This is a genomic window from Oryzophilus luti, assembly GCF_059726245.1.
In genome coordinates, this window is the sequence record NZ_AP040874.1 from 42,197 (window position 1) to 65,004 (window position 22,808).

Consider the following 22,808-nt stretch of genomic DNA (forward strand, 5'->3'; position numbering starts at 1 on the left):
CAGTGACTCGGGTTCCGTCCAGTCTGTGATCGGCGGAAAGAGACGAGTCTCGTGATCTTCTGCAGGCTTGCGCTCGGGCGGGAAGCGCCGTTTTGCGAATCGCGAGACTTCCTGTTCGAGAAGAACGTTCCACACCTCAGCATAGAGATTAGAGTCCGCTGCCGTTTGAGGAACCTCGCAACACTCTTACTTCATGCGTGCACCTTTCCGCGGTGCGCGCATTCCTACCAAGCCCGGCATTCGTTCTCGCATCAGATCAACAAAGCGGCGTAATTTCGCAGGGTAGAACGGCGCGTAGGGGTAGACGATATAGACCGGCAACGTCGGCGCTCTCCATTCCGGCACGAGTTGCACCAATCTGCCTTTCGCAAGATCGTCCTCCACCAGCCACGCGGAAATCAGGCTCGCGCCTAACCCCGCCAATGTGGCGGCACGCAAGGCATAGAGACTGTCGGTAAGGAGCTTCGTCTTAATCGGAATCCGGCGTTCGACGGCGCTCTCGTCGTGAATCAGAAAAGCTTCGTCGCGATAATACTGGCGCAGAGCCACCCACGGAATTGTGTGCAGTTCATCGATGGAGACAGGGTGCGATGGCTTGCCGCAGAGGGCAGGCGCCGCGACCACAATTCGCGGCACCTCGGCTAGATGCAGAGCCACCGTGTTCGGATCATCGGCAACGCCAAGCTGAATCGCACAATCGACTCCGTCCATGATGAAATTTGGCCGCAGGTCGTGGAGAATCCACTCCACCGTGACCTTGGGATAGCTGTGCAGAAATTCCGTGAGCGGGGCGATCAACTGCTCCTGGCCAAACGCATGGGGAACGACCACGCGCAGATGTCCGTTTGGCGTGGATTTGGAGCCGCGTATCTCTTCTTCGAGAGACTTCCAGCCATCAATCAGCTCCTTGGCTCTGGCAAAGTAGCGCTCTCCACTCTCGGTCAAATTCATCGTGTGAGTGGTGCGGTGGAGCAACCGAATGCCCAGCCACTGTTCGAGCATCTGAAGGCGGCGGCTCACGGTCGGTTGCGTTGTGCCAAGTCGCTTGGCGGCCGCGGAGAGGCTCCCCGTCTCGACAATGCGAAGAAAGGTCTCCACGAGTTCGATGCGGTCAGTGCCGATCTCTATAAGTTTCTTCATGCGTCGCACGTATAGCCGTTCTAAGGGGCAGCCTACTACAAATCGAAAAACTCCGCATTCAGAATGGAAACATCTTGACGAAAGAAGGAGCACCGAGATGCCTGCCATTCCAGAGACGAATGAACAAGAACAGAACGCAACAACCCCAACTTCGCTGCCGCACTCGCTGATCCTGCTGCTGGCCGCGGGAGCAGGCCTTGGTGTCGCCTCGCTTTATTATTCGCAACCGATGCTTGGTCTGCTGGCGACGGCCTTCCATGCCAATGAACGCATGGTGAGCCTGATTCCCACTCTTACACAGCTTGGCTATGCGGCTGGAATCCTGTTTCTGAGCCCGCTCGGAGACCGCTTTGACCGTCGCAAGATCATCCTGACGAAGGCCGCCGCCCTGGTTCTGGCGCTGGCACTCACCGCCCTCGCCACTGGCTACGGCTCCATGTTATTTGCCAGCGTGCTGATCGGACTCAGCGCAACGCTGGCGCAGGATTTTGTCCCTGCGGCCGCCACGCTGGCACCCGAGCATGCGCGTGGCAAGGTCGTGGGCACGGTGATGACCGGCCTTCTGCTGGGCATTCTGCTCTCGCGCGTGGTGAGCGGAGCAATTGCCGAGTGGTTTGGCTGGCGTTCGGTCTACGCACTGGCCGCAGGAGCGGTCCTCGCGGTACTGTTTGCGGCGTGGCGCCACTTACCGCATTTTCCGGTGAACTCACAGCTGTCCTACCCCGCGCTACTCGGTTCCATGCGCCACCTCTGGACCCACCATGCACCGGTGCGCCGTTCAACCCTGGCACAGGGCGCGCTCTCCATTGCGTTCAGTGCTTTCTGGTCCTCGCTGGCGCTGATGCTTGGCAGCAAGTTTCACCTTGGCAGCACTGTTGCCGGAGCCTTCGGGCTGGCTGGCGCAGCAGGGTCCATTGCCGCGCCGCTTGCGGGACGCCTGGCCGATCAAAAAGGCTCTCGCGTGGTGGTGAGAATTGGAATTGCCATCGCCACAATCTCGTTCGCCTCGATGCTCGCCCTCCCGCTGGTTCCATACGTGGCACAAATTGGTTTACTGGTACTCGCCGCAATTGGCTTTGACTTTGGCGTGCAGGCTACGCTGGTAGCGCACCAGACGATCATCTATGGCGCGGATCATGAGGCTCGCAGCCGGTTGAATGCCATCCTCTTTACCGGAATGTTTCTTGGAATGGCGGCAGGGTCCTCGTTGAGCGGAGTCGTCCTTGTCAGGTGGGGCTGGTCCGGCATCAGCGGTCTGGCTACCGGTGCATCGGTTGCGGCTCTACTGATCGCTTCTGCCAAGGGGAGACAGAACCACAGCAGACATTCCCTGACGATCACTCCGGTCCTGCCGAAGGCGTGCGGGTCGTAATTTGTAGAACCGCAGACCATGCCCTGCAAACGCAGAGGGTGCCACCGGCACCCTCTGCGCGGACGTTTCATGCAACTGCCGGATTCTTGATGCAGAAGTGGTTCCGAGGTCAAGAGAGTTCTTGGCTGGCGGCCGATGATTTCTGAGAAGCTACATGCCGCCGGACAGGTTCTGGAGAGATGTGATTCTATGAATTGCCATAACTCCAGATCGGATCGAATTCCATAACCTGTAATAATCCTGTGAATTTGTACCGATCTGGGGCATGTAGCATGATTTCGCTCCCTCTTCATAAACTTTCTATAAGTATATTTAGAATAAATTATTTACATGAATCATCCACGTTTGTGTCTAATCGTGCGAGTCGCGTGAATTCAAAGACTTGCATTCACGTGAGAATGCGCCCTCCCGCTTATCCAGATTTGGCACTAAACGTGCTACTTACCACCACAACTTGTGGAGGAGACCTTCCATCTCCCGGCTGGCGAACCTACCAGACGATTTGCCACGAATCATCAACTGAGCTGAGTCAAACCTGACTCAGTATTGGGGCTTTACGTTTTGAGTTAGCTTGCCGATTCGGTCCTGCCTTGGGCGGGCCGCATTCGGAATTACGAGCGGTTCATCCGCGTTTGCGGAGAGCTGTTGGTTCGAGGTGTATCCAGACGATGCTCACGCATGGTCGCGGAGACGCCATCGGATTTCCGTCTGCATTGGCAGCGCTGCCGCTGTTAGGCGCATTTTGCAACCGTTGACACACTGACCCTCTTTCCTGAAGAGAGCAGGGAGACAAGGAACAGAATGACAAAGAAGTTTCTACAAATGTTGTTGATCATGGCCATCGTCGCGCTGAGCGTGAACTTTGGCTTTGCCCAGGCGACCGCCACGGGCAGCATCGTTGGAACCTCGTCGGATAAGGGCGGCGCGGTTCTGGTGGGCGCCAACGTCACGGCCGTCAGCAAGGACACGGGCGCGACTCGTTCGGCAACCACCAACAGCACGGGTGGCTTCCGTTTCGACGGACTTTCGGCCGGCACTTATACCGTGAAGGTGACCAAGGACGGTTTTGCCGCCTACGTTGAGACCCTTCAGTTGCTGGTCGGCCAGACCGCTACGGTCAATGCCTTCCTGAAGCCTGGCCAGGCCACGGAAACCGTGGAAGTTTCCGGCGACATTCAGTTGATCGACCAGGCCAAGACCTCGGTGGAACAGCAGATCACCCCGAAGGATGTTGTTGAAATGCCGATGCTCGGCCGCGACGCCGCCAACCTGGCGTACCTGGTCCCGGGCGTGAAGGCTGCCGACTCCTACGATCCGACGAAGAACCGCTCGGCGGTTCTGTCCGTCAACGGCCAGGGCGGCCGTAACGTCAACGTCACCGTCAACGGCGTCGACAACAAGGACAACACGGTCGGCGGCACGGTGATGCAGCTTCCGCTGGAAGCCGTCGAAGAATTCAACATCTCCACGCAGCGCTTCTCGGCCGCCAACGGCCGTTCGGAAGGCGCCGCCATCAACATGATCACCAAGAGCGGCACCAACAAGTATCACGGTTCGCTCTTCGCCACCTTCCGCGAGCGCCAGTTCAACGCCGATTACAAGCTCGCCGACGGCAGCAAGGCCAGCCCGGAATATTCGCGTCAGCAGTTCGGCGGCAGCGTGGGCGGCCCCATCATCAAGGACAAGTTGTTCGGCTTCTTCGCCTATGAACGCCAGCGCGAACACACCGCTCTGACGGAAGATCCGACGCACTATTCAGACCTGTTGCTGTTGACCGCACTGGGAGCACAGCCCGCAGCCAGCATCCCGACGCCGTACTTTGATACCCGCTACAACGGCCGCTTGGACTATCAGATCAATCCCAGCCACAAGGCCTACCTGAGCTACAGCTCGCAGGGCAACAACAGCCAGAACGACCAGGCCGACGGCACCGGTGACCTGACCAACGGCAACTACACCACCAACCAGTTGCAGCTTGCCAGCTTCACCTTGAATTCCGTTCTGAGCCCGAGCCTGGTGAACCAGTTCACTGCTGGCTTCCAGTACTGGAACAACAACATCAATACCAACTACCAGCTTCCGCTGTTGACCTTTGCGAGCGGCACGCAGTTCGGCACCAACGCCAACGTTCCCCAGCAGTCGTTCCAGCGTAAGTGGCAGTTCAAGGATGACGTCTCCAAGACCTGGGGCGCGCACACCTTCAAGACCGGTTTCGACTACCTCTGGGAGCCGACCCTGGGCGGCTACTTCAAGTACGATGTGCCGATCGAGGTTGATTTCTCGGTTGACCCCACGGCCCTTGGTTCCACGGCCGCAGAGGTTGCCGCCAACATCGCGCAGCCGGGCATCATCAAGACCATCACCTACGCCACGGGCGACCCGAAGACCAACGTCCCCGGCGGCACCAAGCAGTTTGGCATCTACTTTCAGGATGACTGGAAGGTCACCCGCCGCCTGACCCTGAGCCTCGGCCTCCGTTGGGACCGCGACTTCAATATGGTGGAAAGCAACTCGGTGAAGAACAGCCGCACCTATCAGGAGCTGGTTGCCATCACCCCGTATGCTCCTTCGTGGTTGAAGACCTACACCTCGAAGACTCCGCAGGATGACACTAAGAACTTCAGCCCCCGCATCGGCTTTGCCTATGATCTGACGGGTAAGGGCAAGAACATTCTTCGTGGCGGCTACGGCCTCTACTACGGCAACATCTTCCAGAACATTCCGTTGTTCATGACGCAGCAGGCGAACGACACCGTTTTCCAGGGCTTCTCTCTGAATAAGAATGACGGTTCCTATGTTCCGGGCTTCGCCGGCACGACGGTGAATAACTTCTCCTACACCACCGCCAACATCAACACGGTCATTGCAAACCTGCCGGCCGCTTCGAGCACGTTGAAGGCTGGCAGCACGGGCCGCCTGATCGATCCGCGCTACGTGAACCCTGTAACCGAGGAATTCAACATCGGCTATAGCCACGAGTTGAACAAGGTCTCTTCGTTCGAAGTTGAGTACATTCATGTGCTCAGCCTGCATGAGAACAAGACGATCAACATCAACCCGAACCTGCCGGTTGCGGGCGACTACACCAGTTCGTATCGTCCGCTGGCCTCCGCGTTCGCGGCTGCCGCTGTGCCGACGCTGGCTTCGGTCCGCGTGGAATCCTCTAACGGCCGTTCGCGCTACGATGGCATCAACTTTGTCTACAAGCAGCGCATGTCACGCCACTTCTCGGTAAACGCCAGCTACACCCTGGCGTGGGCGCAGGGCTACACCAGTGGCGGTACTTCCTTCCGCAACTACCCGAAGGACCCGACCGCGCCGCTGTCCAGCTTTGACTTCGGCTATTCGCCGAACGACGAGCGCCACCACGTCACCATCGCGGGTCTGGTGGAACTGCCTTGGAAGTTGCAGTTCTCCCCGATCCTCCAGTTCGGTTCGGCTCGTCCGTACGATTTGGTCAGCCCCGATGATTACATCGGCTACGGCTCTGGTGCCGGCACTGGTGTCCTGGTTCCTGTCAGCAACACCAAGGACTACACCTGGTCCCAGACGCAGCTTGCTTCCGGTAAGACGGAGGCGGACTTGCGGCAGGCGTATTTCACCGGAACTGCCACCATCGCGAAGTTCGATGCGCTTCGTGGCGATCCGACGTTCACCCTGGATGCCCGCTTGGCGAAGAATTTCAAGCTGCGCGAAACTGTGAACCTGCAGATCATCGCTCAGGCGTTCGACCTGACCAACCGTGCGAACTATGGCAACAACTTCAACGGCAACGTTGGTTCGTCCGATTTCAAGACGGCGTCCGGCTTCATCAACCCTTCGAGCCAGCTTACGGCCCGCTCGCTCTCTGGCGAGTTCGGCTTCCGTCTGAGCTTCTAACCCTTGCGCTTCGGCGCCAACAGGGAGCTGGCTTCGGCCAGCTCCTTTTTCTGCGCCCAAAACGTGCAGTCGTCCGCCATGCCTGGCAGGACTGGCAGCAGGCAGACAAAGCATTTAGCAAAATCGCGGCAACCGGACAGAATAGAAGTGCAGCGCCAGAGAGTGCACAGTGCACAGACCATTCTTCCAATCCACCGGGTTGAGCGCCGAATGCCGCCGTCTTCTTGCGGCGCAGGGCATCTCGTCGGCTTTTGGCTGGGGTACGCGCTTCGCCGTGGCGTGGTGGATCTTCCGGCTCACGCATTCCGGATGGATGTTGGGCCTGGCGGCGTTTCTGGGGCAGGGTTTTTCGCTGCTATTGATCCCCGTCGGTGGAGTGCTGGCGGATCGATGGGGCCGCAGGCGGTTGTATCTGTCAACGCAGGTTGCCTCTGCGCTGGAAGTTTGCGGGCTGCTGTGGCTGGCGCTCTCGCAGTGCGAGGACGTGCGGCTGCTGCTGGCGATGTGTGCCGCGCGTGGCGTCATCTTTGCGCTGGAGCAACCTGCGCGCGATGGACTGAGCGGAGAACTCGCCGGAGATGCGCACATCCGCGACGCGGTGGCCGTGCAGGGAACTTATGTGCAGGTGGGGCGGTTGGTGGGGCCGGCGCTGGCGGGAGGGCTCATACACTTTTCCGGCGAGTGGGCATGCTTCGCGCTGGACGCCATCAGCTTCGCGCCGCTGTTGGCGGTGCTGTGGAATCTCAATGATCCGGTCCAAAGTGTCGCACCAGGCAGAGCATCCCGCTGGTGGACTGAGTTAAGCCTGGGATGGAGAATTGTGCGCGCATCGAGCGGTCGCCTGCGCACGGTGCTGCTGCTGGCTCTGCTGAACCTGCTCGCGCTGCCGCTGCTGACACTGATGCCGATGTTCGCGCGCGAGGAACTGCGTGGTGGCTCCATGATGTTGTCATTGTTGCTTGTTGCCTCCGGCATGGGAGCCATTGCAGCGAGCGTACTGTTGCAGCGGCTCAGGTGGCATCAAGGGCTGGAGCACCTTGTGCTGCCCGCGCTGCTTGGCACCGGTCTTGCTCTGATTGTGCTGGCGCTGGCGCAGCAGCCATGGGCGGCGATGCTTGCGATGTTTGCCAGCGGCTTCACCATGATGCTGCAGATCTCCGCGACCAATGTGCTGTTGCAGCAGGACGGTAGTGGGCACTCGCGTGGAAGACGGATGGCGGTCTTCGGCATGGCAAGCTGGGGCGTTGCGCCGCTGGGCAGTCTATTGGCGGGCGAAGTGGTGTTGCTGGTTGGGTTGCGCTCCTGTATCTTCCTCTACGGTCTGGCTTGTTTCGCTCTCGCGCAGGCAATCATCCTGCAAGTGCACGCTGTGGCGCCCAGTCTGGGCGGCGCGCACCGCTGGATTCCGCGTTGGGAGGAGGAAAGGCCGGTCGGGTCGTGAAGAGGGAGGACGCCATGGAGCTTCGCCACCTGCGCTATTTTGTGGTCGTCGCGGAGCAGTTGAATATCACGCGTGCCGCGGAGTTGTTGCACACGTCGCAGCCGTCGCTGGGCCGGCAGATTCAGCAGCTGGAAGACTTGGTGCAGGTCAAGCTGTTCGAGCGCAAGCAGCACCGGTTGCAACTTACAGAGGCGGGCAAGGCATTCCTCTCGGACACGCGCCGCCTGCTTCGCGATCTCGATGCGTCAATTGCACGGACGCGAGCGCTGGCCAGTGGCGCGGGCGAACTCATCACCATCGGCTACATCGCGCCAGCGGCAGTCACTGTGTTCTCCACGCTGCTGCCCATGTTGCAGCAGCAGTTCCCTGAGATGAAGCCGCAGCTCCGGCTGCATTCGGCGTCGCAGCAGATCGCGGGTTTGCTGGATGGAAGTCTCGACATTGGATTTCTGCGCGGTCCCATCGAGCAGGAGCAAATCTGCTCGGAAGTGATTTTGAAGGAGCAGCTCTATGTGTTTCTTCCTGCGCGGCACCCGATGGCTGGCAAGCGCGCCATCCGTCTGGACGATCTGAAGGATCTGTCATTCATTGAAGTGAGCACGCAGGTGCTGGCGCAACTGCAGAAGCTGTTCCCCAACGTGGATTTTTCGGCGAAGCGTTCGGCAGCCGCCGGAGATCGCGAGACGCTGATCGATCAGATGACGCTGATCGGCTCCGGCCTGGGCTACACGGTGCTGACCGGTGGCGTGAGGGAGTTCGCCCCGGCAACCGTGGCGGTCAAGCCCATTGCGCGCACGCCAGCACCGGAGATTGATCTGATGGTCGCCTATCGAGAGGGGAATGACTCCATGGCTCTGCAGCACTTTTTGCGCGTGCTGCGGTTGTGGAAGACGAAGCCGGCCGTCAGCGGAAGATGAGCAGTTGCCAATGCGCGTGAGCCGCCGGGCCTGCCTGGAGAAGTATGAGGAGTAACGAGCAGTTGAAGCAGCAGGCCCCGTTGGACCGTCGCGCCTTCTGGCGCATTCTGAGCACCACGTTCCTTGGTTTTCTGTGCTACCTCAGCATCGGGCTGCCGCTCGCATCGCTGACGCAGTTTGTACATCGCATCCTCGGTTACAACCTGATCGTAGCCGGGCTCGTCATCAGCGTGCAGTCGCTGGCGACGGTGCTGTTCCGTCCGCTGCTGGGGCGAATCTCCGACCGTGTTGGGCCGAAGAAGGCTGTGGTGCGCGGGCTGGCCGTGTGCGGCTTCAGCGGCATGATCCTGATAGCCGCCGGAGACGCCGTGCAGCAGCCCGTGCTCAGCCTGTGCCTGCTGTTTGCCAGCCGGCTTGTGCTTGGAATTGGCGAAGGCGCGGTAGCCACGGGGGCCACAACCTGGGGCTTGGCGCGTGTCGGCAACGAGCACTCCACGCACGTGCTCTCCTGGGCAGGTGTGGCGTCCTATGGCGCACTGGCGCTTGGCGCACCGCTCGGCGTGGAGATGGCCGCGGCACATGGAATCGCAGCCGTCGGCATTGCCGTTACGGTGGTCGGGCTGGGCGGCGCGGCCGTGGCGCAGATGCTGGGCGTGGCCAAGGTCGCGCACGGTGAGCGTCTGGAACTAAGCCGGGTGCTGGGACGCGTGCTGCCGTACGGCATGGTGCTGGCGCTCGCCACCGGGGGCTTCGCCACCATCGCCACGTTCGTCACGCTCTATTTTCAGAACCAGCATTGGGCGCACGCCACGCTGCCGATCTCGCTCTTCGGAGGCTGCTTCGTGCTGGTGCGCATCGTTGGCTCCAACTGGATTAACCATCATGGCGGCCTGCGCGTGGCCACAGCCAGCATGCTGGTGGAGACGCTCGGCCTCGCGTGCCTCTGCCTCGCGCACTCTTCCGCAGTTGCCATGACAGGCGCGGCCGTGGCAGGTGCGGGTTTCGCACTGGTGTTTCCCGCCATCGGCGTTGAGGCCGTGAAGGTGGTGACGCTGGCCGACCGAGGCGCCGCACTGGGCGTCTACACGGCATTCCTCGACCTCTCGCTGGGCATCACCGGGCCGCTGGCCGGAGTGGCCATTCATCACTGGGGATACGTCAGCGCGTTTGCGCTTGCGGCTGCCGCCGCCATCGCCGGGGCCGGCGGGGCGCTGCTGACCGAGCGTGCGCGCACGTGGGCTCGCGACGCCGGTGAATACGAGCGCAAAGCCGCATAATTACTGGTCCATTTCATATATGCCTGCCAGGCATGAGGCAAGACAAATAAAGTAGTTAGTCCTGAGAAACAGCCGGGGTAGTATGCCCTCGGACTTCTTCCGCGTTACCGCAGTTCGGGCCTCCCAGATTTCTTCATACGTACCCAGTTGAGGCCGAACATGGAAGATCCCAGAAATCAGCTTGCTTAGGAGTCATACGTGAAATACATCCGCTTGGCAGCATGCCTGGTCATTCTCACAATGTTCTGCGCGCTCGGCTACGCGCAGGCAGCGCCGGAGCGCATCGTCACCACGGACATCGTGGTGATCGGCGCCGGTGGCGCGGGCTACAACGCCGCCGTCACCGCCGCGCAGCTCAAGGCAAAGGTCATCATGCTGGAGAAGATGCCGACCGTGGGCGGCGCTACCATCATCTCCGGCGGTTCCATGAACTTTCCGGATCCGGCCCTGCAAGGCCCGGCAGGCATCAAGGACTCGGCCGAGATCATGTACCACCAGACGCTGGCGGCTGGCGACAACCGCGGCGATCCGGCGCTGGTGAAGGTGTTCACCGACAACGCCGCCGACCTGAAGCAGTGGTATGAATCGCTGGGCCTGAAGTGGGCCGACCGTGTGTTTGAGCCTTTTGGCGGCCTGTTCCCGCGCGGTCACAACTCCGGCGCCACCAATGCCGGACGCGACTACATCCGTGTGCTGAATGATGCCGCCAAGAAGGCCGGCGTCGAAATCCGCACCAACACCCGCGCCACCGCGTTGCTGCGCGACGGCAACGACGGCGCTGTTTACGGCGTGAAGGCCGAGGACAAGGAAGGCAAGATCACCTTCCTGGCAAAGGCCATCATCGTTGCCACAGGCGGTTTCTCCGGCAACGTTGAACTGCGCATGAAGTACGATCCGCGCCTTGACGCCAGCTTCCACACCACCGCCAACCCGACCGGCAAGGCCGTGGACTTCAACACCGGCGACGGCATCATCATGGGCCAGAACATCCGCGCCGATGTTGTTGGCATGGATTACATCCAGCTCATTCCCTGGTACGGTGGCCGCGCCATTGACTACGTAGGCGGCGATGTGTGGGTGAATGCGGAAGGCAAGCGCTTCGTGAACGAAGGCGGCCGCCGCGACAAGATTGCCGACGCCATTCTGGCGGCGAAGGGCCAGTTCTGCTGGGTCATCACCGACGATCAGTCGATCAAGAACGCCACCGTGGAATCCAAGCTGAAGACCGGCCTCATCAAGAAGGCCAGCACCATTGAAGAGCTGGCCAAGGGCATGGGCGTTGATCCCAAGACTCTGAAGGAGACGCTCGACCGCTACAACAAGTACGCGGCCCTGAAGCAGGACCCGGACTTCGGCAAGACGACCTTCACGCAGCTCATCAACAAGCCGCCTTACTACTACGGCATGGAGCGCGAGAACGTTCACTTCACGCAGGGTGGTCTGCACATCACCTCGCGCACCCAGGTGCTCGACATCAACAACAAGGTGATTCCGAACCTGTTCGCCGCCGGTGAAGTCACCGGTGGTGTTCACGGCAGCAATCGCGCGGGTGGCAACTCGCTGGCCGCGATCTCGGTCTTCGGACGCATCGCAGGCAAGGAAGCCGCTGCCATCGCGACGGTTGACGCTGATTAATTCATAACCAAACGCCTCCGGGGCTCCTCCTGGCCCCGGGGGCATTGAGAGTCTGAAGTGATGAAATTATTTGCAAAGCTATTCTTCTTCGCTCTCCTGTTTGCGGTCGCGGTCGCTTCCAGCGCGCTGTTTGCGCAGGACAAGCCAATGCTGGCCGACAAGCACAAGGCCCTGGGGCTGGATTGCGAAGCCTGCCACAACAACCGTCCGAAGACCAAGCCGGTGAAGACAGCGCAGTGTCTCACCTGCCATGAGTCCTATGAAAAGCTGGCGGAGCGCACCAAGGCGATAGACCACAATCCGCACAAGGGGCACTTTGTGGACCTTGAGTGCACGCAGTGCCACCACGGCCACAAGGCCAGCGAGAACTACTGCGATAGCTGCCACAAGAAGTAGAACCGGGTTCCCCCCATAGGCGACAAGAGAGTATTTCTCCGGGCTGGAGGCTTACAGCCCGCAGGCCCGGAGTGTGTCTTCATAATTCATTTCCGAAATCAGGACGACGTTATGAGAAAGTTAGCAGTATTTATTCTGGCTGGAGTGATGAGCGTCTGCGGTTCGGCATGGGCGCAGGCCAACTATCCGCAAGGCGCGCCGGACAAGCCCGATACGGGCGCACAGGTTCCGGTGAAGCCGCTGTATGTACCAAAGACAAACCTGGAAATCTACGGCCTCATTGATGAATACGCCGGCTACACCGATGCCGCCGGCACCGGCAGCCAGTTCAAACTGGACAGCGGCGGCTGGCAGGCAACGCGCATCGGCTTCCGCGGCGCCTCTGAAATCAGCAGCAAGCTGAAGCTCACCTACACGCTGGAAAATGGCTTCTATTCCTACAATGGCGGATTGAGCGACACAACTCGTCTGTTCAACCGTCAGGCGTGGTTCGGCGTTGCAGGCAAGTTCGGCGAGTTCCGTTTCGGCCGCGAGAACAGCCCGCTGTTCGATCAGCTCGGTAGCATCGACACCTTCTCCGGTGCAACCTTCGGCTCGTTCCTCAACAACACCAGCGGCTATACCCCGCGCTTTGACAACATGATCAGCTACCGCTCGCCCATCATTAAGGGCTGGCGCGTGCAGGCACACACCTCCATCGCGGGCGTCAACAGCAAGTACAGCAAGTCGGCCGACGTGCTGAATGCCTATATCGCTTCGGTGGACTACAACAGCCGCAACAACAAGTTTTATTTCGTCAGCAACTACCAGCAGCAGTTGGCCGCCGACCGCTCGTTCTCGGTGCGCTCGGGCTTCACCGGCGCGTCCTACGACTACGGTCATGGCAAAGTGTTTGCCGGCTACTTCCACGGCAACTCGCCGCAGGCCAGCGTCGGAGACTTCTCCAGCAGCAACGTTGCGGAGAAGGTCGCGCACGGCCCTTATTGGGACATGTACTCGCTCTCCGGCAATTACCGCCTGACACCGAAGCTGCGCGTGGGCGCAGGCTTTGGCTGGGGCAGCGCTGAGAGTGGGCCGCGCGCCAAGGCGCATGAGCCGAGCGTGATTGCTGCTTATGACTTTGCCAAGTGGGGCATGCTGTGGGGAACCGCCGGCCGCCTGGTCAACGTCGGTAACGCAGACTTCGGACTTGGCGCCGCCGGGCCGATTACCAAGAACCTGCCGGTTACCGGCAAGGATGTCACCGGCGTGCAGGTTGGCGTGCGCTTCAACTTCTCCGCCAAGCTGCTCAAGTCGGAGTAACCGTCTTCCACGCAAGGCAGGCCCGGCCGAAGTGATCGGGCCTGCTTCGCACCTGCACGGGGCCGCTGATGCGGCCCCACTTTTTTGTCTGGAAGACGCGAAGGGGTACGCAACGCGGCCCTGCACTGCTCGGCTGCCTGGGGATGCTGGGCGGCGTGCTCGGCTCCAGCATCGTTTCCGCCGTGCACACGGATTCTGAGTCGCCTCTGCTTGCGGTGAGGTACGTTTTCAGCGTGCTGGCTGCATTGGTGGCGCGGGCTGCGCGATTGTGAATTGCCTGTTGAAATTCTTCGCAGTTAATTTACGACCAGAAAATTGTTCGTAATATGAAAATAACAGTCCTTACAACGACTACCAGCGCAGATCGAGTGAGTCAGAAAGACTCAGATGCGTTGTAGCCACAGCTTCCACCCCCACCGAGCGCGAAGGCTGTCTCCTGGGACCATTCTCGCTTCCCGTGGTCCTCAACTTTCCCGTTGACGACGAGCGGGGCGATTCCTTCTAAAAATACTGTCGTTTTTCCACACCTTTTATTCCCAAAGTGGAGCAGAATGTGAATCTTACGATGTGCGAGAACATCGTAAGAAAGAGTGGAGTAAATCCGGCAACATTGTGCTGCCGTCTTTTTTCTCTTTTTTCATGTGGCTGACGCCCCGCTGCACGAATTTCACATTTGGTCCCCGCGAGAGGAACGCTGCTTTGTCAAAGGCAGGCAACGCCTTTTGAAAGTGGGACGAAACAAGGAGTTCGAATGAGCGTTACAAGAAGAGACTTTCTGAAAGCCACGGCCCTGGGATCGACCATCCCAGCCGTGGCTTTCGGTTTTGGTCTGGAGCGAGCATACGCAGAAGTTTCCGAGCTGAAAATTGCGCGTACGACAGAGACGCGCTCAACCTGCCCGTATTGTTCGGTCAGTTGCGGCATCATCATCCACACCATCGGCGACAAGGCGAAGAACGTAACGCCGCAGGTGGTACACGTGGAAGGTGACCCTGACCATCCGATCAACCGCGGCACGCTGTGCCCTAAAGGTTCCTCGCTGTATCACGACATCCTGAATGAGCGCCGCCTGCTGAAGCCGCAGGTGCGCCGTCCCGGTTCCGATAAATGGGAAGACATCGGCTGGGAGCAGGCCATCGATGAGATCGCGCACCTGGTGAAGAAGTCGCGCGATGAAAGCTTCATCGAGAAGGACGACAAGGGCAACACGGTGAACCGCTGCCCGTCGATTGGCTTTACGGGCGGCTGCACGGACACGAATGAGTTCAACTATCTCGCCGTGAAGTCCATGCGCAGCCTGGGCCTGACCTACATCGAAAATCAGGCGCGTGTTTGACACGGCCCAACGGTCTCAGGTCTGGGACCATCATTTGGGCGTGGCGCCATGACGAATGGCTGGGTGGACATCAAGAATGCCGACATGATGCTGGTAATGGGCGGCAACCCGGCGGAAAATCACCCCTGCGGCTTCAAGTGGCTGATGGAAGCCAAGCGCAACCGCAATGCAAAGTTGATTGTGGTTGACCCGCGCTACACGCGCACGGCCGCCGTCGCCGATATGCACATGCAGATCCGCACCGGCGCCGACATCGCGTTGCTGGGCGCGTTCATCAACTACATCCTATCGAACGACCGCATCAACAAGGAATATCTGGTCAACTACACGAACGCCGCCTTCATCGTGAAGGAAGGCTTCCAGTTGCCGGAAGACGGCCTTTACTCGGGCTTTGATGCCGAGAAGCACAGCTACGACAAGAGCAGTTGGAACTACGAAGAAGGCGGAAACCTGACGGGCAAGGATGCGTCTGCGGCAAAATCCGCTCCGGCCAAGGCGGCTGCGGTTGAGCCGGGCAAGCCTGCGCCTGCGCCGAAGCTGCCACCGAACGTGGCCTATGACCTCAGCCTGCAACACCCGCGCTGCGTCTACCAACTGCTGAAGAAGCAGTACTCGCGCTACACGCCGGAAGTGGTGGAGCGCATCACGGGCATCTCGAAGGAAGAGATTGTGAAGGCCGCCGACCTGTTCACCTCCATCCGCAAGGGCGGAGACATGAAGAAGGTCGGGAGCATCATCTACGCCGTGGGCTGGACGCACCACAGCTCGGGTTCGCAGGTCATCCGTGCCGCTGCCATGATCCAGCTTCTGCTGGGCAACATGGGCCGCGCGGGCGGCGGCGTGAACGCGCTGCGCGGACACAGCAACATTCAGGGCGCGACCGATATGGCCGGCCTCTATCACCTGCTTCCGGGCTACCTTGCGGTGCCGACTCCGGCTGACACTTCGCTGGCCGACTACCTGAAGCGCGTGACGCCGACCACGTCAAAGCCGAACGAATGGTCTTCGTTCAACTATGGCTCGAACACGCCGCGCTTTGTGGTCTCGCTGCTGAAGGCGCTGTACGGTTCGGCTGCGACCAAGGAGAACGACTTCTGCTTCAACTACCTTCCCAAGGTAGACCGCAATTACAGCTGGACCGAATTGTGGGACGGCATGTATCGCGGGGAAGTGAAGGGCTTGTTCGCCTTCGGCATGAACGGCGTGGCCATCGGCCCGAACTCGAACAAGAACATTGAGGCGCTGAAGAAGGCCGACTGGCTGGTAGTCTGCGAAATCTATCCGGACGAAACCAGCGAGTTCTGGATGGCGCCTTCGGTGCCGAAGGAAGAACTGAAGAACATCAAGACGGCGGTCTACCGGCTGCCCGGCGCAGGCTTTGCGGAGAAGGACGGAACCATGGTCAACTCCGCGCGCTGGTTGCAGTGGAAGTGGGTTGCCGTGCCGCCTCCGGGAGACTGCAAGGTCGATCAGGAGATTCTGGCGCGCATCTTCCTCAAGGTCCGCGAACTTTACCAGAAAGAGGGCGGCAAGTTCCCCGATCCGATTCTGAATGCCTCGTGGAGCTACACGAACAAGTACAACCCGTCGCTGAGCGAAGTGGCGAAGGAGCTGAACGGCCGTGCGTTGGCCGACGTGACCGACGAGGCCACGCAGACCACGATCAAAACCGGGCAGCAGCTTCCGGGCTTCGGCTTCCTGCGCGACGACGGCTCGACCATGTGCGGCAACTGGATCTTCAGCGGAAGCTGGACGGAAGCCGGTGCAATGATCCAGCGCCGCGGTACGGACGACCCGTCAGGCCTGGGTGCGTATCCGAACTGGGCGTGGTGCTGGCCGGCAAACCGGCGCGTGCTGTACAACCGCGCGTCGTGCGACGCCAGCGGCAAGCCGTGGGATCCGGATCGCGCGCAAGTGTGGTGGAGCGAGGCGGCAAAGAAGTGGGTCGGCAATGATGTGCCCGACTTCAAGGCCGACTCGGCGCCCTCGGAGCACATGGGGCCGTTCATCATGAATCCGGACGGCATCGGACGCCTGTTTGTTCCGCTCGGTGGCATGAACGACGGACCGTTCCCCGAGTACTATGAACCGCATGAAAGCCCGGTCGTGAACCTGCTGCATCCGAAGCAGACGAACAACCCGGTCAGCAAGAAGTTTAAGAGTGCGGCGGACAAGTACGGCACGGTGGAGCAGGGCTACAACATTCTCTGCACCACGTACCGCCTGACCGAGCACTACCACTACTGGACAAAGAACAACCCGATGAATGTGCAGCTACAGCCCGAGCCGTTCGTGGAAATTCCCGCGGAACTGGCCGACGAGATGAAGCTGCATGGCGGAGAGAAGGTGAAGGTCAGCAGCGCGCGTGGCGTCTACATTGCACGTGCCATGGTGACCAAGCGCATCAAGCCCATGATGATCGACGGCAAGAAGACCTACCAGATCGGCATTCCGATCCACTGGGGCTTCCGCGGCATCAAGGAAGATCAGGGCAAGACGGCGCGCACCCTGGCCAACGGCCTGACCATGGCCGCGACCGATCCCAACGCCTTTACACCGGAATTCAAGGGCTTCCTCGTGAAGCTCGAGAGAGCGTAGGAGGGCACGATGCCAAAGCTACTCCAGATCAAAGCGATCTCGGGACACGCGGGGCCGGTGGCGGGCGCGGGTGGTTCGCGAGATTACGACATTTGCAAACTGGTGGACGTGACGACCTGCATCGGCTGCAAGGCCTGTGAGGTCGCCTGCCTCGAGTGGAACGGCTATCCGTTCCGCGAGACCACCTTCGACAACACCTACCAGACCATGCCGGACACCGCGTGGAACTACTGGAACCTGATCCGCTTCAGCGAGCACACCAATGAAGACGGCTCATTCCAGTGGCTGGTGCGCAAGGACCAGTGCATGCACTGCGAGGACCCGGGATGCCTGAAGGCCTGCCCGGCCGACGGCGCCATTGTGCAGTATGCCAACGGCATCGTCGACTTCAACCAGGCCAACTGCATCGGATGCCAGTACTGCGTCACCGGATGTCCGTTCAACATTCCGAAGTTCAACCCGAACACAAAGAAGGTCTTCAAGTGTACGTTGTGCTCCGACCGCGTCAGCAACGGTCTGGAGCCGGCGTGCATCAAGTCCTGCCCGACGGGCTGCCTGCACTTTGGCAGCAAGGAGGACATGAAGGACCTGGCGGAAAAGCGCGCCAAGCAGTTGCGCGAGCAGACGCAATACAAGGATGCAGGCGTCTATGATCCGGAGGGCGTCGGCGGCACGCATGTGATTTACGTGCTCCACGACATCAAGAACCCGGAGAAGTATGCACTGCCCAAGAATCCGAGCATTGCGGCGTTCGTGAACCTGTGGAAGGGACCATTGAAGTGGTTGGGCGGCACCAGCATCTTCCTGGGGCTGGTGGCGGCTGCGGTTCACTTCCTGCGCTGGGGACCCAAGGAAGCAGAGATCCGCGAAGACCAGATGCCCTCGGCGGGTACGGAGGTGACGCATGGCAACAAGTAAACATGCGGTTCTGCGCACGGAAGTGCCCAGTGACCAGATCATGCGCTACTCCTGGTGGGAGCGCGTCTGCCACTGGACGACAGCGGCGACTTACGTCTATTGCGGCCTGACGGGGCTGGCGTTCTTTACGCCCTACCTGTTCTGGATCGTGATGTTCCTGGGCGGAGGCCCGACGGCGCGCTTCTGGCATCCCATCGTCGGCATCGGCTTTGTGGCCGCCGTCTTCTGGATGGGCTGGATCTGGCGCGATGACGTCAAGTTCATTCCGGAAGACAAGGAATGGAACGACAAGGTGATGTTCTACATCACCAACCAGGACGAGAAGCTGCCACCGCAGGCGCGCTTTGACTCCGGCCAGAAGGTGTTCGTCATCGGCATGCTGGCCATGGCGGTTCTGCTGCCGATCACGGGCTTTGTGCTCTGGATACCGGAGTACATTCCTCGCTCGGCGCACTGGGTGCTGCCCATCGTGGCGTTTGTGCACTCGGCGGCCGCGCTGGTTTCCATCGGACTGTTCATCGTGCATGTCTACATGGGCACGGTGATTGTGCCGGGAAGCTGGCGTGCCATCACCCTGGGCTACGTCTCGCGCGGCTGGGGCATGCTGCACCATCCGCTGTGGTACCGGAAGATGACCGAACAGGAGGCGCGCAAGTGAGCCAACGCATCCCCTGGGATGTGCGCATTGAACGCGCTGAACTGTTGCGGGACCAGAAAGGCTCTGCGGCGCAGTTGCTCGGCTTTTATGCCGGGCTTCTGCGCCTGCAGAAGTCTGTGTACGAACAGTTGACCTCAAGCGGCAAGCCGGAGCTGGATGCGCTTGCCGCCAAGGGGCCTGCGCTGCTGGCGCTGGTGAAGACCAGCGCTCCGGAGAAGATGGCCGCCGTGGCCAGCGGACTGGAAGGCAACGACTGGAAGACGCTGCTTTCACAGCAATGGAAGGCACGGATGAACGGCGAGGAGTGTGCACCGAACTTCTTCCTCGACGCTCTGCTGCAACCCTATGCTGAGGCCCTGGCGTGGGAGCAGCCCGATTTCTCCGGGCCACGCTGCCCGTTCTGCAATTCGCTGCCGCAATTGGCAGTGATGCGTCCGGAGGGCGACGGTGCGAAGCGCAATTTGTATTGCGGGCTGTGCGGCACCGAGTGGGCCTATCGCCGCCTGAAGTGCGTCAACTGCGGCGAAGAGGACAAGGAAAAGCTGCCGAACTTCAAGAGCGAGAAATTCCCGCACATTTATCTGACAGGCTGCGACAACTGCAGAACCTATCTGAAGTGCATCGATCTCAGCGTGGACGGCAACGCGGTTCCGGCCGTTGACGATCTGGCCTCGGTTTCAATGAGCCTGTGGGCGGTGGAACAGCAGTACCAGCCGGTAACACCAAATCTTTTCGGCCTGTAATCCGGCGCAAGATTCTAGCGGCGTGACGGAAGTATTCGACTTCCGTCACGCCGTATTTCTTTTGCGGGAAGCTTACTGCATTTGCGCGAGAGGAGCGTTTCAGTCAAATCCACTTTCAGCGGCCAGGTGCGCGCAGCTCAATCGGCAGATGGCGCAGCGGGTGCGGCGGCTCGCGCGGGGAACTGGATGATCACTTCAAGTCCGCCTTCGTGGCGATTGCGCGCCGAGACGGTGCCGCCGTGCAGGTGGGCGACGCGCTGTGCAATTGCCAAGCCGAGACCAAATCCTCCACTGACTGAGTCGCGCGCGGGTGAAACCCGATAGAAAGGCTCGAAGAGCCGCGAAAGCGAACCGGGCGGAACCCCCTCGCCGCAATCAGCCACAATGAGCGTGGCCACCGGGTGCACTCCGGTGGAGACGGAAAGCGAAAGCTCAACCTTAGTTCCGGCCTTTGTGTAGCGCACGGCATTGCGCACAACATTCTCAATGCAACTGTGCAGTAGCGAGGGATCTCCCTGCACGCAGCAATTGTCGGCCTGCCGCAACACAACGCCCTTGTCCTGTTCATCGCCTTCAAAATTCGCGTCGGCCACAATGCGTTCAACAAGGGCGCGCAGGTCCACGCGAGTGGCAAGGCGCTGACCGTCGGAGGCCTGCAGCCGGGTGAGTGTGAGGATCTGCGCGATCATTGCATCCAGGCGCTGAAGCTCCTGTTCCATGCGCCCAATCGCCTCGGTGTCGCCACGCTTAACCAGCTCGAGCGAGACGCTGAGGCGAGTGAGGGGGGAACGCAGGTCGTGGGAAATGTCACCGAGCAGCTGCTGCTGTTTGCGCAACAGGGACTCAATACGTTCCGCCATGCGGTCGAAGTCATGCGCGAGGTCGGCCAGTTCGTCGGCGCGAGGGGCGATGGCCGGCGTGGCTCGCACGGAGAAGTCGCCATCGGCGATCCGGCGCGCGGCTGCCTGCAATGCGCGAATGGGGTTGGCAATATGCCGTGTTGGAATCAGGCATAGCAGTCCCGCGGCAAGCATGGCGATCAGAAACTTCAACGCGAACGAACCGGCAGCGCGCTGGCGCCAGAAGCGGCGCAACGGGTGGACTTCGGCGGCGAAGACGTAATTGCCCTCGGCGCTCGGCACCACGGCGACGGCGGACCAGTAAGTGGACATGAGGAACTGCGAGCGGCCGGTGGCGCGTACCTGCTGCAGTAGATCCATGCGGATGTTAGGCAATCCGCGCCCGAGAATGTCGCGGCCCTGAGGGTCAAGCAAGGCAGCGCGCATGGAAGAGCTGTTTTCCAGTTCGTCAAGGTAGCGGGCGAGAGCTTCCTTGCCGTTCTGCTGGTAGAGTTCCACGGCACCACGAGCGCTCGCGTTCATCGAGAGCTCCACCCACGGCCGAGCCAGCGGCTGGGAACCACTGAGCACGGTGAGCAGCGTGACAGAGGCAGTCACGCCGATGAGTGCGAGCCAGAACCAGAGGAACGTTTTTGTGTAGATGCTCCGCATCATGCCCCGGCCCCGTTCTCGGCGGTGTAGGCGTAGCCTGCGCCGCGCACATTGCGAATGCGTTCGGAATTTCCCGCGCGCGGGCCGAGCTTCTTGCGCAGGTTGCTGATGTGATTGTCGACACTGCGGTCGAGCAGTCCCATCGGGCGGCCGAGAGCCTGCTCCGCAATCTCTTCCCGCGAAAAAACACGGCCGGGGGAACGCAGTAATAGAAGAAGTATGTCGAACTCCGCGCCGGTCAATTCCACCTCTCTGCCAGCCAGCAGCACACGGCGGCTTTGCAGGCGAAGCTCCACATCGCCAAAGCGGACGAGTTCGGGAGCCGGTGTGTCTCCGCGACGACGCAGCACGCTGCGCATGCGTGCCAGCAACTCGCGCACGTTGAATGGCTTGGGAAGATAGTCGTCAGCGCCAAGCTCCAGCCCCGTAATGCGGTCGGCCTCGTCGCCGCGGGCGGTCAGCATCAGCACGGGAATCTGCGAACTGGCGCGGATGCGGCGCAGCACGCTCTTGCCGTCGCCGCCGGGCAGCATCACGTCGAGAATGACGAGCGCATAGGAACCGTGCAGCGCTTCGTTGGCCCCGGTTTCAGCCTCATGCACCGCCGAGACCTCAAAGCCGTCCATTGCCAGCAGCTTTGACAGGGAACGGCAGAGTTCCAGATCGTCATCCACAAGAAGCACGTTTACGACTTCCGACATGCTGGCCGACTCCATTAATGCTTGGATTGCGTAGCTTCCGCCATGTGCCCGAAGCGGAACGAAAGCGATGCGGAGACCGCATCCAGCGCGTCGGGAATGGAGCGGTTATAGTTTACCGACACCGAGAGATGCTTGACAGGCTGGAATGACAAACCGGCGGAGTAGCCGTGGTCTTCCGTCAGCGACGCTCCGCCATGGGAAAAGAATTGAGTTCCCGAGAGGCGTCCGCGCAGGCGCGAGCCTGTGGGGAGCGAAACATTCCTGCCAATGATTCGGCTGTAGAGCTTCTGGTCGCCGAAAGGAAGATCGTAATAGGTGGAGAGATCCAGCGACACGGTATGGCCGAGATCAAAGGTCAGACCGGAAGCAAACGGCGCGACATAGCCGTAAGTTGTGTAGGAGCGGTGGTACTTCGTCGTATCCGCCAAGGTGTTGCCCAAGCCTGCTTCCAGATAGAGCGCGACGCGATTGCCGACTTCAAAATGACTGTTCCAGTTCCAGGTGGCGTTGCCGGTGCTGATGCCTGAGGCGGTGTCTCCGGTCGGAAGCGTGCCTTTGAGGGAGAGCTTATAGCGAAGTTTCTTCTTATCGAAATTGCCGGTCACCATGCCGTAAAGGTCGCCCCATACCGCAGTGCTGCTAGCGGATTGCGCCGAGGTGGACGAGGCGACGTTGGAGCTGGAGAGTGTGTAGAACGGTGCGCCGGCTTCCACGGTAAACGTGGAATTCATGTCATACCCTGCAGCCGGAGTCAGCTGGTTGGAAAACCCGTTGGCTGAGTCATGCGAAGCGGAGACGGAAAGCGCGCCATAGGCGCCGTGGCTGACGCTTTCGACCGCAGGTTGTTCGCTCTGCGCGTGCAGCAATGTACAGCCAAGAAACAGAAATAGGATGAGTGCTGTGCGATGCATGTTGGCTCCTGGATGAAATGAATTGGTCCTGGCCCGTGCTGGTAGAGAGGAAATGCGCGGCGGCTGCCCGGAA

General features: G+C 60.4%; 17 protein-coding genes. 13 read left to right on the plus strand and 4 right to left on the minus strand.

The features are described 5' to 3' along the window. Nucleotides 1-186: 186 nt before the first annotated feature. Complete coding sequence (locus AC6IZO_RS00170) at nt 187-1,140, minus strand: LysR family transcriptional regulator (protein ID WP_497809998.1); 954 nt, start codon at nt 1,138-1,140, stop codon at nt 187-189. Between the two features lie 97 nt (nt 1,141-1,237). On the opposite strand from AC6IZO_RS00170, the gene AC6IZO_RS00175 reads away from it, so the two are divergent. The 13 genes from AC6IZO_RS00175 (at nt 1,238) to AC6IZO_RS00235 (ending at nt 19,612) form a co-directional block, all read left to right on the plus strand. Next, complete coding sequence (locus AC6IZO_RS00175; RefSeq protein ID WP_497806766.1) at nt 1,238-2,512, plus strand: MFS transporter; 1,275 nt, start codon at nt 1,238-1,240, stop codon at nt 2,510-2,512. An 801-nt stretch (nt 2,513-3,313) separates the two neighbouring features. Next, nucleotides 3,314-6,391: a TonB-dependent receptor gene (locus tag AC6IZO_RS00180; protein WP_497806768.1), complete on the plus strand. Its 3,078-nt coding sequence runs from the start codon at nt 3,314-3,316 to the stop codon at nt 6,389-6,391. Nucleotides 6,392-6,560: 169 nt separating this feature from the next. Next, complete coding sequence (locus AC6IZO_RS00185; protein ID WP_497806770.1) at nt 6,561-7,832, plus strand: MFS transporter; 1,272 nt, start codon at nt 6,561-6,563, stop codon at nt 7,830-7,832. Then, nucleotides 7,829-8,749: a LysR substrate-binding domain-containing protein gene (locus tag AC6IZO_RS00190; RefSeq protein ID WP_497806772.1), complete on the plus strand. Its 921-nt coding sequence runs from the start codon at nt 7,829-7,831 to the stop codon at nt 8,747-8,749. The genes AC6IZO_RS00185 and AC6IZO_RS00190 overlap by 4 nt, the downstream gene beginning before the upstream one ends. A gap of 44 nt (nt 8,750-8,793) precedes the next feature. Next, nucleotides 8,794-10,026 carry an MFS transporter gene (locus AC6IZO_RS00195; protein WP_497806774.1) on the plus strand — a complete coding sequence of 411 codons (1,233 nt, stop codon included), beginning with the start codon at nt 8,794-8,796 and terminating at the stop codon, nt 10,024-10,026. A gap of 198 nt (nt 10,027-10,224) precedes the next feature. Further along, on the plus strand, nt 10,225-11,661 hold the full coding sequence (locus AC6IZO_RS00200) for an FAD-dependent oxidoreductase (RefSeq protein WP_497806776.1): 1,437 nt from the start codon (nt 10,225-10,227) through the stop codon (nt 11,659-11,661). A gap of 60 nt (nt 11,662-11,721) precedes the next feature. After that, on the plus strand, nt 11,722-12,057 hold the full coding sequence (locus AC6IZO_RS00205) for a cytochrome c3 family protein (RefSeq protein ID WP_497806778.1): 336 nt from the start codon (nt 11,722-11,724) through the stop codon (nt 12,055-12,057). Between the two features lie 111 nt (nt 12,058-12,168). Then, a complete protein-coding gene (locus AC6IZO_RS00210) occupies nt 12,169-13,359 on the plus strand; it encodes a porin (RefSeq protein WP_497806780.1) in 1,191 nt (396 codons plus the stop codon). 751 nt (nt 13,360-14,110) lie between these two features. Beyond that, nucleotides 14,111-14,695, plus strand: coding sequence for a hypothetical protein (locus AC6IZO_RS00215; RefSeq protein WP_497806782.1), 585 nt, complete (start codon nt 14,111-14,113; stop codon nt 14,693-14,695). Nucleotides 14,696-14,743: 48 nt separating this feature from the next. Then, nucleotides 14,744-17,293 carry a formate dehydrogenase-N subunit alpha gene (fdnG, locus tag AC6IZO_RS00220; protein ID WP_497806783.1) on the plus strand — a complete coding sequence of 850 codons (2,550 nt, stop codon included), beginning with the start codon at nt 14,744-14,746 and terminating at the stop codon, nt 17,291-17,293. Nucleotides 17,294-17,302: 9 nt separating this feature from the next. Continuing rightward, a complete protein-coding gene (gene fdxH / locus AC6IZO_RS00225; RefSeq protein ID WP_497806785.1) occupies nt 17,303-18,211 on the plus strand; it encodes a formate dehydrogenase subunit beta in 909 nt (302 codons plus the stop codon). After that, entirely contained in the window at nt 18,198-18,869 is a 672-nt protein-coding gene (locus AC6IZO_RS00230) for a formate dehydrogenase subunit gamma (protein ID WP_497806787.1), read from the plus strand. The genes fdxH and AC6IZO_RS00230 overlap by 14 nt, the downstream gene beginning before the upstream one ends. Continuing rightward, on the plus strand, nt 18,866-19,612 hold the full coding sequence (locus AC6IZO_RS00235) for a formate dehydrogenase accessory protein FdhE (RefSeq protein ID WP_497806789.1): 747 nt from the start codon (nt 18,866-18,868) through the stop codon (nt 19,610-19,612). Before AC6IZO_RS00230 ends, AC6IZO_RS00235 begins: the two co-directional genes overlap by 4 nt. Before the next feature lie 137 nt (nt 19,613-19,749). Here AC6IZO_RS00235 and AC6IZO_RS00240 read toward each other — a convergent pair whose 3' ends face one another. The 3 genes from AC6IZO_RS00240 to AC6IZO_RS00250 are packed head-to-tail and all read right to left on the minus strand — an operon-like array spanning nt 19,750 to nt 22,735. Beyond that, entirely contained in the window at nt 19,750-21,126 is a 1,377-nt protein-coding gene (locus AC6IZO_RS00240; protein WP_497806791.1) for a sensor histidine kinase, read from the minus strand. Then, complete coding sequence (locus AC6IZO_RS00245; protein WP_497806793.1) at nt 21,123-21,824, minus strand: response regulator transcription factor; 702 nt, start codon at nt 21,822-21,824, stop codon at nt 21,123-21,125. Before AC6IZO_RS00245 ends, AC6IZO_RS00240 begins: the two co-directional genes overlap by 4 nt. A 14-nt stretch (nt 21,825-21,838) precedes the next feature. Further along, nucleotides 21,839-22,735, minus strand: a complete 897-nt coding sequence (locus tag AC6IZO_RS00250) for a hypothetical protein (RefSeq protein ID WP_497806795.1) — start codon at nt 22,733-22,735, stop codon at nt 21,839-21,841. Nucleotides 22,736-22,808 lie beyond the last annotated feature (73 nt).